We start from the raw sequence: 12,501 nt of genomic DNA, 5'->3' as shown, positions 1-12,501 counted from the left end.
CCGCGGTTCAGCGCCCCAGCGGGCGGCGCGGCAGCGGCGAGGAGTAGACGACGCTGGTGGTCACCGAGCCGAGGGTGCCGATCCGGCCCGCCACCTCCTCCAGGTGCCGCATCGAACGGGCGGCGACCTTGATGACGAAGCAGTCCTCGCCCGTCACGTGGTGCGCCTCCAGGACCTCGGGCGTCACGGCGACGAGGTCGTGGAACGGCTTGTAGTTCCCGGTCGGGTAGCGCAGCCGTACGAAGGCCAGGATCGGCAGCCCGATCCGTTCCGGGTCCACCACCGCCGCGTAGCCCTGGATGATCCCGGCCTCCTCCATGCGGCGCACTCTCTCGGTGACCGCGCTCGCGGACATCGAGACGGCACGGGCGAGTTCGGCGAAACTGGCCCGTCCCTCCCGCTGGAGGACGTCGAGGATGCGCCAGTCGGTGGCGTCCGGGGAATACGCGGTCATGCAGGAGAAGTAGCAGGGGAATCCCCTGCGGATCAAGGTGAAGGCCGGGGGTCTCCGCTTCAGGACCGGCTTCCGCGGCCGTAGTTTCTCTCCCATGACCACCACCGTGAACTCCGTCCTGCGCGTCGCCCCCGCCTCCCCGGCGGAGGCCGCAGCCCACTTCCGCGCGAGCCTCGCCTTCCACACCGACGTCTCCGACGTGGCCGCCGCGCTCGCGGCCGGCGGGGACCCCGGGTTCGTCCTGGTGGACTCCCGCTCCACCGAGGCCTGGGACCAGGGCCATGTCCCCGGCGCGGTGCACCTTCCCACCGCGCTCGTCCCCGAGCGGGCCGCGGAGCTCCTGGACCCGTCGGTCCCGGTCGTGACGTACTGCTGGGGTCCCGGCTGCGACGGCGCCGCCCGAGCCGCGCTCGCCCTCGCCGAACTCGGCTACCGGGTCAAGGAGATGCTCGGCGGATTCGAGTACTGGGTGCGTGAGGGCTTCGAGTTCGAGACCCGGCGGGACCGGGAGCGCCGCGCCCCCGACCCGCTGACGGCGCCCGTGGGCGCCGGCGACTGCGGATGCTGAACCCCCGGTCCCGGTAAGGGAGTCGGCCCGGTAGGTTCTGCGCATGGTGCGATACGCGGAGCCGGTCACGGTCGAGTGGGTGGAGTCGGGCGGCGGGCCGCTCGTCGCGGTGCCGGAGACGGTGCTGCCGTTCTGGACGGGTGCCGACGGCGACGAGACGGCCTCGGACTACGACCGGGCCTGCGAGGTGGACGGACTCGTCGGGCTTCTTCCGGTCGGCGACGCGACGGCCCTGGTCCTGGGCGACGAGCCCGCCGCGACCGCCTTCCTCCCCGAGCACGGCACCCTCGTCCGCTGGATCGCCGGTGACTCCGAGGCGGAACTCCTGGCGAGCCTCCCGGCCGCGCTGCACACCGCGCGGTGGCAGCCCGAGGTGCACTGGAAGGTGCCCGGCACGGTCGTCCTGTTCGACGCGGCCTGGCCCGGTACCGGCTCCACGGGCACCGACCATGTGAGCCTCACGCTCGCTCCGGGCCGTTACGCGGTCCGCGCGGCCCGGGTCCAGCCGGGCCCGGAAACCTGGCTGGTCCTCGTCCAGCTCCGACCGCTGCCCTGACGGGCGGCCCGCCGTCACGGCGGTCGCGCCCGTGGGCGGCCGGCCCCGCCGGTCCCGGTCCGCACGCACCGTGGGCGGCCGGTCCCGCCGTCCCTGGTCCGTGCGCACCGTGGACGGCCACGGCGCGCACGGACCAGGGACGGCGGCGACCGTACCGCCGAGCGGGCGGATCGTCCGGCCGATATTCGCGTGCGCCGGCCCGCCCGGCCCCGCATCATGGACGATCATGCCCAAGCTCCCGCACCCCACGCCCGAGGCACTCCGCCGTGACCCCTTGCCCCTGCGGAGCCGGACCGCGCTGGTCACCGGGGCCAGCCGGCGCGGAGGCATCGGTCATGCCGTGGCCCGGCGTCTCGCCGCCTACGGGGCGAGCGTCTACCTGCACCACCACGTGCCGCACGACGCCGCCATGCCCTGGGGCGCAGACCGGCCCGAGGCCGTGACCGCCTCCGTGCGCGACGCCCTCGGCGACCCCGATGCGACCGTGCTCGCCGGTCCCGGCGACCTCACCGACCCTACGGCCCCCGCCGAACTGCACGCCCGCGCGACCGAGGCGCTCGGCGGACGGCTCGACATCCTCGTCGCCAACCACGCCCTCAGCGGCTCCGACGGCGACCTCGACACGATCGACGCCGCCGTGCTCGACGCGCACTGGGCCGTCGACGCCCGCTCGGTGCTGCTGCTCGTCCAGGCCCACGCCCGGCACCGCGCAGCCCTGCCGCCGCGCACCCCGGGCGGGCGCGTGGTGATGATGACCTCCGGGCAGGACATCGCCGGCGGCATGCCGGGCGAGATCGCCTACGCCCTCCAGAAGGGCGCCCTCGCCTCCATCACCCGCTCCCTGGCCACCACCCTGGCCGAGCACGCGGTCACCGTGAACACCGTCAACCCCGGCCCCGTGGACACGGACTACCTGACCGGCGACACCTACGACGCCATCGCCGCCCTCTTCCCCGCCGGCCGCTGGGGCATGCCCGACGACCCCGCCCGCCTCATCGCGTGGCTGGCCACGGACGAGGCGGACTGGATCACCGGTCAGGTCATCGACTCCGAGGGCGGCTTCAGGCGCTGACGGCGCCGGACCGGCTCACAGCGCCGACAGCTCGTCCACCAGGTCGTCCAGGCCCAGCGAACCCTGGGACAGGGCGGCCATGTGCCACGCCTTGAGGTCGAAGGCGTCGCCGTGCCGCTCGCGGGCCTTCTCCCGGCCCAGCAGCCACGCCCGCTCGCCCAGCTTGTAGCCGATCGCCTGGCCCGGGATCGTCAGATACCGGGTCATCTCGCTCTCCACGAAGTCCGCCGGGCGGCTGCTGTGCGCCCCGAAGAACTCCTCGGCCAGCTCGGGCGTCCAGCGCTCGCCCGGGCGGAACGGCGAGTCCGCCGGAATCTCCAGCTCCAGGTGCATGCCGATGTCGACGATGACCCGGGCCGCCCGCATCATCTGCGCGTCCAGGTAGCCCAGCCGCTCCTCCGCGTCCGCGAGGAACCCGAGCTCGTCCATCAGCCGCTCCGCGTACAGCGCCCAGCCCTCCGCGTTGGCGCTGACCCCGCCCACCGAGGCCTGGTAGCGGGAGAGGTTCTCGGCCACGTGCACCCACTGCGCGAGCTGCAGGTGATGGCCGGGGACGCCCTCGTGGTACCAGGTGGAGACCAGGTCGTAGACCGGGAAGCGGGTCAGGCCCATCGTGGGCAGCCAGGTGCAGCCCGGCCGGGAGAAGTCCTCCGACGGGGGCGTGTAGTACGGCGCCGCCGCACTGCCCGCCGGCGCGATCCGCGACTCCACCTTCCGTACCCGCTCCGCGAGGTCGAAGTGCGTGCCGTCCAGGGACTCGATCGCCCGGTCCATCACGCCCTGGAGCCACGCGCGGACCTCGTCGACGCCCTCGATGTGCCGGCCGTGCTCGTCCAGGTGCGCCAGCGCCACCCACGGCGTGGCGGCTCCCGGCAGGATCTTCTCGGCCTCCTTCCTCATCTCGCCGAGCAGCCGGTGGTACTCCGACCAGCCGTACGCGTACGCCTCGTCCAGGTCGAGATCGGTCCCGTTGTAGTAGCGGGCCCAGCGGGCGTACCGCTCCCGGCCCACCGTGTTCGGCGCGCCCTCGATGGCCGGCGCGTACACGTCGCGCATCCAGTCCCGCAGCTCCACGACGGCCGCGGTCGCCGCGCGGGCGCCCTCGTCCAGCTCCGCGCGCAGCGCGTCCGGTCCCGCGGCGGCGAAGTCCTCGAACCAGCCCCGGCCCTCACCGGTGTCCGCCCACTCGCCGAGCTGCCCGATGAACGTCTCCGTCGGGCGCGGAGCCGCGTACAGCTTGCGCTCCAGGCCCAGCGCGAGGGACTCCCGGTAGCCCGCCAGCGCGGCCGGCACCGCGCGCAGCCGCTCGGCGATCGCCGTCCAGTCCTCCTCCGTCTCGGCCGGCGTCACGGTGAACACCTCGCGCACCGAATGCGCGACCGTGCCCAGGTTGCCGACCGCGCGCAGGCCCTCGTCGGCCTCGTGCACGGCGAGTTCGGCGGTGAGCCGCTCGCGCAGCAGGCGGGCGCAGCGGCGCTCGATGTCGCTGTCCGCGCCGGGCCGCCGCTCGGCCTCGTCGAGCCGCGCGAGGGTGGCCCGCTGGAGCTCGGCGAGCGCCTCCTGTCCGGCGGGCGAGAGATCGGGCAGCCGGGAGGAGCTCTCCTTCACTCCGAGGAACGTTCCGGTGACCGGGTCGAGGGCGATGAGCTCGTCGACGTAGGTGTCGGCGACCTGACGGGGAAGCGCGCTGTTGGTCTGAGGCATGCGGACCATCCTGGTACGCGGCCCCTCGCACGTCACCCGGTTTGAGCTGTGGGCGAAGGCGGCAGCAGAGGGCCGCAGTCCCACTGCTGGAAGATCAGCCGGGTCTCCACGCGGGCCACCTCCCGCCGGGCGGTGAACTCGTCGAGCACCAGCCGCTGCAGATCCGCCATGTCCGCGACCGCGACATGCACCAGATAGTCGTCGGGGCCGGTCAGGTGGAACACGGTCAGCGACTCCGGCAGCGCCCGGATCCGCTCCACGAACGGCCCCACCAGTTCCCGCCGGTGCGGTCTGACCTGCACCGACAGCAACGCCTGGAGCCCGCGCCCCAGTCTGGCGGGATCCAGCTTCAGCCGGTGCCCGAGGATCACGCCACAGCGGCGCAGCCGGGTCACCCGGTCCAGACAGGTCGACGGCGCGACCCCGACCTGCGCGGCGAGATCCCGGTACGTCGTCCGGGCGTCGTTCTGCAACAGCCGCAACAGATGGAGGTCCACCGGATCCAGTACGACAGATTCGGCCACTGGCCGAACGTAACACGGGCTTCTGCTCCTCCGACCCGTTCGGTGTTCACCCTTCCGTCCATGGACTTGGGCATGGACACGCGACGCACCACCCGCGCACTCGCCACCGAGGCCGTGCACGCAGGCCGCGACGACCTCGCCGGACTGGGACTGCACGCCCCGCCGATCGACCTGTCGACCACCTACCCCTCGTACGACAGCCGCGCCGAGGCCGCCCGCATCGACGCCTTCGCCGCCACCGGCGCCGAGCCGGAGGGCCCGCCCGTCTACGGGCGGCTCGGCAACCCGACCGTCGCCCGCTTCGAGACCGCCCTGGCCCGGCTCGAAGGCACCGAGTCGGCGGTGGCGTTCGCCAGCGGCATGGCCGCGCTCAGCGCCGTCCTGCTGGTCCGCGGCTCGACGGGGCTGCGGCACGTCGTCGCCGTACGTCCCCTGTACGGGTGCAGCGACCATCTGCTGACCGCCGGGCTGCTCGGCTCCGAGGTGACCTGGACCGATCCGGCCGGGGTCGCCGACGCGCTGCGCCCCGACACCGGCCTGGTGCTCGTGGAGACCCCGGCCAACCCCACGCTCACCGAGATCGACCTGCGGGCCGTCGCCCACGCCTGCGGCTCCGTGCCGCTGCTCGTCGACAACACCTTCGCCACGCCGGTCCTCCAGCGTCCGGCCGAGCACGGGGCGCGCCTGGTGCTGCACAGTGCCACCAAGTACCTCGGCGGGCACGGGGACGTCCTGGCGGGCGTGGTGGCCTGCGACGAGGAGTTCGCCGGGCGGCTGCGCCAGGTGCGGTTCGCCACGGGCGGCGTGCTGCACCCGCTGGCCGGATATCTGCTGCTGCGCGGCCTGTCGACCCTGCCGGTACGGGTGCGGGCCGCGTCCGCGAACGCCGTCGGACTCGCCGGCCGGCTCGCCGCCGATCCGCGCGTGGCCCGGGTGCACTATCCGCGCATCGGCGGGGCGATGGTCTCCTTCGAAGTGCACGGGGACCCGCACGAGGTGATCGCCGGCGTACGCCTGATCACCCCGGCCGTCAGCCTGGGCAGTGTGGACTCCCTCATCCAGCACCCGGCCTCCATCAGCCACCGCATCGTCGACGCCGACGACCGCAGGGGCGCCGGGGTGAGCGACCGGCTGCTGAGGCTCTCGGTCGGCCTGGAGGACGTCGAGGACCTGTGGGCCGATCTGGACGCGGCCCTGGGGGAGGGAGCCGGAACGCCCGCACCGGCGGAGGCGTCGGCCCGGGGCTGAGGCCGGGTCCACGGGGGACGGCCCGGCGAATCGCACCGCCGGACCGCTTTCCGGACGCCCGCGCGGCGGCTGGGATCCCGTGCCCGCGCGCTCGTTGTGCGCCGGTCGGCATGGTGTGGTCGTCCTCCCGCGGCCGTGCGGCGCCCGGAGCCCCGTGTCCGCGTGCTCGCCGTGTGCCGGCCGGCGCGTCGTGACCATCGCCCCCGCCGTCCCGCGCCCGCGCGGCGCCCTCGTGCTCGCGCGCGGTGCCGGTGCCGCGTGCGCGCGCGTGACGGGCTACGACCGGCCGACCCGCTCGCCGTGCTCCCGTCCCTCCTCCGCGCGGCGGTCCGCCGCGGCGTCCAGGCGGGCCGTGACGACCAGCGTGCCCTCCTCGATCTGGTAGTCGAGCGGCAGCCCCAGGCCGCGCATCGCGGCGACCATGCCGGTGTTCGACGCCTGCGTCACGGCGTACACCTGGGCGCAGCCGTCCTCGGCCGCCATCGCCACCAGCCGGGTGAGCAGCTCGGAGCCGATGCCCCGGCGTTGCCAGGCGTCCTCCACGACCAGCGCGACCTCGGTCTCGTCGCCGTCCCACAGCAGATGGCCGAGGCCGACGATGCGGCCCGAGGCGGTCTGCGCGGCGAGCGTGCGGCCGAAGCGCGGGCTGAGCAGGTGGTTCAGATAGCGGTCGGCGTCGCCGACCGGCCCGTGGTACCGCATGCGCAGGGTCTCGGTGGAGCACCGCTCGTGCATCGCCCGCGCGGCCGCCAGATCGGCGGTGTCCGCGCGGCGCACGGAGACGGCACTGCCCTCGGACAGCGTGAGGACGTCACGACCGCGCGGGATCCGCGGACCGAGCCGGGCGTCCAGCTCCACGAGTGCCCGCGCGCGGGCGAACTCGGTGGGTGTGAACGGCAGATACGGCCGCTCCACGGTGATCACCCCGCCCTCCGGGGCGCGCAGCCGGATCACGGTGTCCTCCAGGGAGCCCTCCTCGGGCACGGTCGTGGCCGCCCGGTGACCGCCGCCCGGCAGGGAGCGGATCGTGCACCGGCCCAGCAGCTGGCGCAGCGCGAGCGGCAGTTCGGCCGCGTCCTGTGCGGTGCGGGCGGCCAGCCCGAGGACCCGGGTCGGCGCGTCCACCAGATCGTGGGCGTCGGCCCGCTCGGTCCAGGTGTCCGCGCCCCCGGCGAGCGACACGGCGGCGACGAGGTCCGTCCCCTCCGGCGCCCGCAGCAGGAACTCGTCGACGGTGTCCTCGCCCAGCGGGTGCGTCTGCAGGCTCAGGATGTCGACCCGCCGCTCGGCCAGCGCCGTGCAGAGCGTGGCCAGCGCACCCGGTTCGTCCTTCACCGTCGTCCGCATCCGCCACAGCACGCTGCCGCCGGCCCCGGCGGAGGGCGGCGGGGCACCGCCGGTATCGTGCGCCGGCGGTGCGTGGCCGTGGCGGCGTACCCACCAGGCGTGGAACGCCGCCGTGCACCGTGCGGCGAGTCCGGCCGGGTCCCGGCGGCCGTTCGTGGGGCCGCCGTGCGGGGTGTTCGTCACTTCAGACATGTCTCGACTCATACAGCCACTGTGAAGGAACCGTGTTTCGTGATCACGAACGTACTGTGACTGATGGGTAAAGCGCGCTTCTGACCGTTTTGTTGAGTTGCCGACCGAAGTTACTGGCCGACCAGACCCGGCCGCAGCGTCTTCGTGAACAGCACGGTGCCGTCCTGCTCCCGCATCCGCACCGTCAACTCGCCACTGTCGCCGTCGATGTCGACCTCGCCGAAGAACTGGTAACCGCCGGCGGGCGAGACGTTCGAGGCGCTCGGCGCCTTCACCCACACCCGCTCGGGGCCGAAGGTGCCGTCGAGCGCGCTGGCCGGGAAGGCGCCCGCGTTCAGCGGACCGGAGACGAACTCCCAGAACGGCTCGAAGTCGTCGAACGCGGCCCGCGAGGGCTGGTAGTGCTGCGCCGAGGTGTGGTGCACGTCGGCCGTCAGCCACACCGTACCGGTGATCCGCCGGTGCTTGACGAACCGCAGCAGCTCCGCGATCTGCAGCTCCCGCCCCAGCGGCGCCCCCGGGTCGCCCTGGGCCACCGCTTCGACGTGTCGACTGCCCTCGGTCGTGTCGGGCACGACGAGACCGATCGGCATGTCGGCGGCGATCACCTTCCACACCGCCCGCGACCGCGACAGCTCCCGCTTGAGCCACTCCAGTTGCTCACGCCCGAGGATGCCCTGCGGGTCCACGGTCTGGTCGCCGGGGGAGTTGGCGTTGCGGTACGTCCGCATGTCCAGCACGAACACGTCGAGCAGCGGCCCCTGCCGCAGCACCCGGTACACCCGGCCCTCCCGGGCGCCCGGCCGCAGCGTGGACATCGGGAAGTACTCGCCGAACGCGCGCCGCGCGCGGGCGGCCAGCACGTCGACGCTCTTCTCCGTGTACCGGGCGTCCGTGTCGGCGATCCGCTGCCCCGGGTACCAGTTGTTGCGCACCTCGTGGTCGTCCCACTGCACGATGGACGGCACCTGGGCGTTGAACCGGCGCAGGTTCTCGTCCAGCAGGTTGTAGCGGAAGTTGCCCCGGAACTCGGCCAGGGTCTCGGCGACCTTGGCCTTCTCCTCGGTGGTGACGTTCCGCCAGACACCGCCGTCCGGCAGGGCGGCGGTCGCGGAGAGGGGTCCGTCGGCGTAGACGGTGTCGCCGCTGAACAGGAAGAAGTCGGGGTCCAGCCGGGCCATCGCGTCGAAGATGCGGTAGCCGCCGACGTCGGGATTGATGCCCCAGCCCTGTCCCGCCAGGTCGCCCGACCACAGGAACCGCACACCGTCCCGGCGCCGGGCGGCGACCGTGCGGAACGTGCCGGTGACCGGCTCGCCGGTGCGGCGCGGGTCGTCGGGGTCGGCGAGCAGCACCCGGTAGTGGATCTGCTCGCCGGACGGCAGTCCGTGCAGCCGGGTCGTACCGGTGAGGTCGGTGTCCGCGCCGAGCAGCGGACCGTGCCATCTGCGCGGGCGGCGGAACGACTCGGTCGCCGACGTCTCGACGATCATCCGCGCCGGACGGTCGGAGCGCACCCACACCAGCCCCGAGTCACGGGTGACGTCGCCGGTCTGCACGCCCCATTCGGCCCGCGGGCGCCCGGAGAGGGCGAAGGCGGGCGCCGCGCCGAGCGCGGTGGGCAGGGTCAGGGCCGCCGAGGCCGCGAGCGAGCCGCGCAGCACGGCGCGACGGCCGGGGAGCGGACGGTGTGACATGGGATGCGCCTCCAGGGACGGGATCCGGCCAGTGTGCGCAACCACACCTACGCGGACGGCGCGGCCCGCACACGAACACCGAGTGAACAACTCGCACGGGTGGGGGAGCGGGCCCCTGCCGGGCGGCGGCCGACCGGGTCACGGTTCGACGGCAGCCGGGTCCCCGGGGCGAGCCGCCCCGACCGCACCGCCTCGCGCGGCGCCGCGGAGGCGGCGGGCCCTTCGGGGCCGGTCCGCGGTGCCGCCATGCCAGGCACGCACTGGGCGTTCCGGGAACGGGGCCGGCGCCGTACGGCCCGCCCTCAGCGGCTGCCGTCGAGGATGACGCGCGCGACCAGCGCCGGGTCGTCGTTCATCGGGACGTGACCGCAGCCGGGCAGCCTGACCAGCCGGGCCCGGGGGATGATCCGCTTGGCGCGGACGCCCTGCCGGGGGATCAGCAGCCGGTCCCGGGAGCCCCAGGCGACGGTCACCGGGATGCCGGGCACGTCGTCGGTGAACCGTACGGCGGTGCCCGCGCGGAGGGTCTCGGCGAAACCGGTGGCCCCGGCGAGCGCGAGCGTCTCGGCGACCACGGCCTCCGGGGAACGGCGCCCAGGACGGGCGTAGATGGTGCTGGTCAGCGCCGCCCGGCCGGCCGCGGAGCGGGCGAGGCGCTCGACCAGCGGAAGCGGCATCCGCTCCGCGATCCGCCGCATGGCGGTCAGCACGCCGAAGGCGTACCGCCGCTCGGCCTGCGTCCAGAAGCCCGCCGGGGACAGGGCGGTGACGGACCGTACGAGCCGTTCCCGGCCGAGTTCCAGGGCCAGCAGGCCGCCGAGCGAGTTGCCCGCGACATGCGGCCGGCCGAGCTCCAGCTCCTCGCACAGGGCGCCCAGGGCGGCGTTCATGGTCGGCAGGTCGTGGGTGAGGCCGCCGGGCAGCGACGGGGAGGCGCCGAAGCCGGGCAGGTCCACGGCGATCACCTCGCGCTCGGTCGCCAGGATGTCCACCACCGGGTCCCAGGCCTGGCGGTGATGGCCGATGCCGTGCAGCAGGAGCAGGGGTTCGCCGCGGCCCACGCGCGCGTAGGACAGGGTCACGGACTGCGGGCCGAGGGGGGAGGTGACCTCGAAGGAGACGGTCGCGGACATGAGGGTGCTCCTCGTCTGGGACTCGCGGAAACGGACGCCGCCCGGCGTCGTGGACAGCTTGTCAGCAATTGCTACCGGCGGGTAGCCCCACGGTCGGCGTGTCCCGCCGGCCGCCGGCCGGTGCCGCCTGGACACGACCGCGCGGGTCGGCTGGGATGGTGCCGTGACCACCGACACCGTGACCGACGTCTTCGAGGAACACCGCCCCGTCCTCCTGGGGGTCGCCTACCGCATGCTGGGCCGGGTGGCCGACGCGGAGGACGTGGTGCAGGACGCGTGGCTGCGCTGGTCGGGCGGCGACCGGGCCGAGGTGCGCGAACCGCGCGGCTACCTGGTGCGCGTCACCACCCGCCTCGCCATCGACCGGCTGCGCCAGATCAAGGCGCACGGCGAGACGTACGTCGGCCCGTGGCTGCCCGAGCCCTACGTCACCGACTTCGGCGACACCGTCCCGGACGCCGCCGAGCGGGCCGTCCTCGCCGACTCCGTCTCCCTCGCCGTCCTCGTCGTCATGGAGTCCCTGTCGCCCCTGGAACGCGCGGTGTTCGTGCTGCGGGAGGCCTTCGGCTACCCGTACGCCGACATCGCGGCCATGCTCGACCGCGGCGAACCGGCCGTACGCCAACTCGCCGGCCGGGCCCGCAAGCACGTCGAGGAGCGCCGCCCGCGCTACGAGGTCGACCCCGCCGAGCGCCGCGACCTCACCGAACGCTTCCTGGCCGCGGCGGCCGACGGCGACCTGGAGGGCCTGCTGGAACTCCTCGCCCCCGACGCGCGGCTGGTCGGCGACAGCGGCGGCAAGTCGCGTGCCCCGCTGCGGGTCCTGGAGAGCGCCGACCACGTGGGGCGCTTCCTCCTCGGCGTCGCCCGCAAGGGCGTGCCGGACCTCTCCTTCCGCTTCCTGGAGCTCAACGGCGGCCCCGCGGTGCTCGTCCTGTCCGGTGACGAGCCCGACTCCGTCGTCCAGCTCGACGTCGCCGACGGACGCGTCCGGACGGTGTACGTCATCCGCAATCCCGACAAGCTGCGTCCGCTCGCCGAGGTCCGGTAGGAGCCCCGCGCCGAAGCCCCCGTCGCGACGGGGCCCGTCATCGTGCCCGATTGGTATTGACCAAGGGTGAGAGGCGCCTTATGGTCGCAGATAAGTGAAACAACCTTTAATAAACAAGGGCGCTAAAACGCGGCCGGACACGGCGATCGTGGAGGACAGGGTGGGGACCACGCAGCTGGAAACGGTGCCGGAACCGAAGTACTGGCACCTCAGGACCGTGCTCAGCGAGGCGCTGGACTCGGAGTTCTCCGTGGGCGAGGTCCTGCCCAACGAGCGCGACCTCGCCGCCCGCTTCGGCGTCGCCCGCGCCACGCTCCGGCAGGCCCTGGAACAGCTCGAACTCGAAGGCAGGCTGCAGCGCCGCCGCGGTGTGGGCACGACGGTCGCCCCGCCGCGCATGGGCGTGTCCGTCGGCACGGCACAGCACGCCTGGCCCGGCGGACCGCACGACGCCTGGCAGACCCTCGACTGCGCGCCCGAGGTGCCGCCCGCCGCCGTCGCCGAGACGCTGGTGACCGGCCGCGACGAGCCCGTGCACGTCGTGCGGCGCTCCCGCGTCTCCCACGGCCAGCCCGTCGCCGCCGAACTCCTCTACATCCCCGCGGACTCGGTACCGGACCTGTCCGGCATCGACGCGCCGTCCGGTACGGCACGCGCGCGTGCGGTACTGCGGGAGCTGCAGCGCCTGGAACTGGAGCGGCAGGAGAACGCGGTGGAGCTCGGCTCCGCCCGTGCGGACGACGCGCGCGAACTGGACCGCCTGCCCGGCGCGCCCGTCCTCGTCGTCACCACCCGCTTCATCGCCCGCGGTCGCACCGCCGCGCTCTCCGTGGCCACGTACCGCGCGGACACCTGCCGCCTCACCTTCGGCGACTCGGGCGGCGTCGAGATCCACCACGGTCCGGAACGCCACGCGTCCTGACCCCACCCAGGCCACCACTGCGGACAGCCGCAC

The 12,501-nt window shown here is 74.1% G+C and carries 12 protein-coding genes; 6 read left to right on the top strand and 6 right to left on the bottom strand.

Annotated elements, in window-relative coordinates:
• Positions 1-7: 7 nt before the first annotated feature.
• The gene (locus ACF1DX_RS17695) at positions 8-454 is read right to left on the bottom strand and encodes an Lrp/AsnC family transcriptional regulator (RefSeq protein WP_391792065.1); all 447 of its coding nucleotides are present in this window, start codon (positions 452-454) and stop codon (positions 8-10) included.
• A 94-nt stretch (positions 455-548) separates the two neighbouring features.
• On the opposite strand from ACF1DX_RS17695, the gene ACF1DX_RS17690 reads away from it, so the two are divergent.
• The 3 genes from ACF1DX_RS17690 to ACF1DX_RS17680 all read left to right on the top strand — a co-directional run bounded on the left by ACF1DX_RS17690 (position 549) and on the right by ACF1DX_RS17680 (position 2,650).
• Positions 549-1,022, top strand: coding sequence for a rhodanese-like domain-containing protein (locus ACF1DX_RS17690; protein WP_391792064.1), 474 nt, complete (start codon positions 549-551; stop codon positions 1,020-1,022).
• A 43-nt stretch (positions 1,023-1,065) separates the two neighbouring features.
• A complete protein-coding gene (locus ACF1DX_RS17685; protein WP_391792063.1) occupies positions 1,066-1,578 on the top strand; it encodes an immunity 21 family protein in 513 nt (170 codons plus the stop codon).
• A 226-nt stretch (positions 1,579-1,804) separates the two neighbouring features.
• Positions 1,805-2,650 carry an SDR family oxidoreductase gene (locus ACF1DX_RS17680; RefSeq protein ID WP_391792062.1) on the top strand — a complete coding sequence of 282 codons (846 nt, stop codon included), beginning with the start codon at positions 1,805-1,807 and terminating at the stop codon, positions 2,648-2,650.
• Between the two features lie 15 nt (positions 2,651-2,665).
• On the opposite strand, the gene ACF1DX_RS17675 is transcribed toward ACF1DX_RS17680, so the two are convergent.
• Positions 2,666-4,354: a DUF885 domain-containing protein gene (locus ACF1DX_RS17675; RefSeq protein ID WP_391792061.1), complete on the bottom strand. Its 1,689-nt coding sequence runs from the start codon at positions 4,352-4,354 to the stop codon at positions 2,666-2,668.
• Positions 4,355-4,386: 32 nt separating this feature from the next.
• Positions 4,387-4,878 carry an Lrp/AsnC family transcriptional regulator gene (locus tag ACF1DX_RS17670; RefSeq protein WP_391792060.1) on the bottom strand — a complete coding sequence of 164 codons (492 nt, stop codon included), beginning with the start codon at positions 4,876-4,878 and terminating at the stop codon, positions 4,387-4,389.
• A gap of 60 nt (positions 4,879-4,938) precedes the next feature.
• Between ACF1DX_RS17670 and ACF1DX_RS17665 the strand changes: the two genes are divergently transcribed.
• A complete protein-coding gene (locus tag ACF1DX_RS17665) occupies positions 4,939-6,126 on the top strand; it encodes a trans-sulfuration enzyme family protein (protein WP_391792059.1) in 1,188 nt (395 codons plus the stop codon).
• A 276-nt stretch (positions 6,127-6,402) separates the two neighbouring features.
• Here the strand turns inward: ACF1DX_RS17665 and ACF1DX_RS17660 are convergent, their stop codons facing one another.
• From ACF1DX_RS17660 to ACF1DX_RS17650, 3 genes are all read right to left on the bottom strand, one after another.
• A complete protein-coding gene (locus ACF1DX_RS17660; protein WP_391792058.1) occupies positions 6,403-7,665 on the bottom strand; it encodes a GNAT family N-acetyltransferase in 1,263 nt (420 codons plus the stop codon).
• Positions 7,666-7,775: 110 nt separating this feature from the next.
• Positions 7,776-9,362, bottom strand: coding sequence for an alkaline phosphatase D family protein (locus tag ACF1DX_RS17655; RefSeq protein WP_391792057.1), 1,587 nt, complete (start codon positions 9,360-9,362; stop codon positions 7,776-7,778).
• A gap of 302 nt (positions 9,363-9,664) precedes the next feature.
• A complete protein-coding gene (locus ACF1DX_RS17650) occupies positions 9,665-10,495 on the bottom strand; it encodes an alpha/beta fold hydrolase (RefSeq protein WP_391792056.1) in 831 nt (276 codons plus the stop codon).
• A gap of 163 nt (positions 10,496-10,658) precedes the next feature.
• On the opposite strand from ACF1DX_RS17650, the gene ACF1DX_RS17645 reads away from it, so the two are divergent.
• Together ACF1DX_RS17645 and ACF1DX_RS17640 are read left to right on the top strand one after the other, a co-directional pair.
• Positions 10,659-11,546 (top strand): RNA polymerase sigma-70 factor, encoded by an 888-nt coding sequence (locus ACF1DX_RS17645; RefSeq protein ID WP_391792055.1) that lies wholly within the window; start codon positions 10,659-10,661, stop codon positions 11,544-11,546.
• Between the two features lie 160 nt (positions 11,547-11,706).
• Positions 11,707-12,468 carry a GntR family transcriptional regulator gene (locus tag ACF1DX_RS17640; protein ID WP_030865405.1) on the top strand — a complete coding sequence of 254 codons (762 nt, stop codon included), beginning with the start codon at positions 11,707-11,709 and terminating at the stop codon, positions 12,466-12,468.
• The last annotated feature ends 33 nt before the right edge of the window (positions 12,469-12,501 follow it).

Origin of the sequence: Streptomyces sp. NPDC014676 (genome assembly GCF_043084105.1) — a bacterium.
Classification (GTDB): domain Bacteria; phylum Actinomycetota; class Actinomycetes; order Streptomycetales; family Streptomycetaceae; genus Streptomyces.
The sequence above is the reverse complement of the archived record's forward strand: the minus strand, read 5'-3'. Positions and strand labels throughout refer to the sequence as shown.

Bases quoted from the DNA above. Each gene is read 5' to 3' on its own strand.
- ACF1DX_RS17665 (WP_391792059.1), top strand. From the start codon at position 4,939: ATGGACTTGGGCATGGACACGCGACGCACCACCCGCGCACTCGCCACC.
- ACF1DX_RS17685 (WP_391792063.1), top strand. From the start codon at position 1,066: ATGGTGCGATACGCGGAGCCGGTCACGGTCGAGTGGGTGGAGTCGGGC.
- ACF1DX_RS17660 (WP_391792058.1), bottom strand. From the start codon at position 7,665: ATGTCTGAAGTGACGAACACCCCGCACGGCGGCCCCACGAACGGCCGC.
- ACF1DX_RS17695 (WP_391792065.1), bottom strand. From the start codon at position 454: ATGACCGCGTATTCCCCGGACGCCACCGACTGGCGCATCCTCGACGTC.
- ACF1DX_RS17690 (WP_391792064.1), top strand. From the start codon at position 549: ATGACCACCACCGTGAACTCCGTCCTGCGCGTCGCCCCCGCCTCCCCG.
- ACF1DX_RS17650 (WP_391792056.1), bottom strand. From the start codon at position 10,495: ATGTCCGCGACCGTCTCCTTCGAGGTCACCTCCCCCCTCGGCCCGCAG.
- ACF1DX_RS17655 (WP_391792057.1), bottom strand. From the start codon at position 9,362: ATGTCACACCGTCCGCTCCCCGGCCGTCGCGCCGTGCTGCGCGGCTCG.
- ACF1DX_RS17680 (WP_391792062.1), top strand. From the start codon at position 1,805: ATGCCCAAGCTCCCGCACCCCACGCCCGAGGCACTCCGCCGTGACCCC.
- ACF1DX_RS17675 (WP_391792061.1), bottom strand. From the start codon at position 4,354: ATGCCTCAGACCAACAGCGCGCTTCCCCGTCAGGTCGCCGACACCTAC.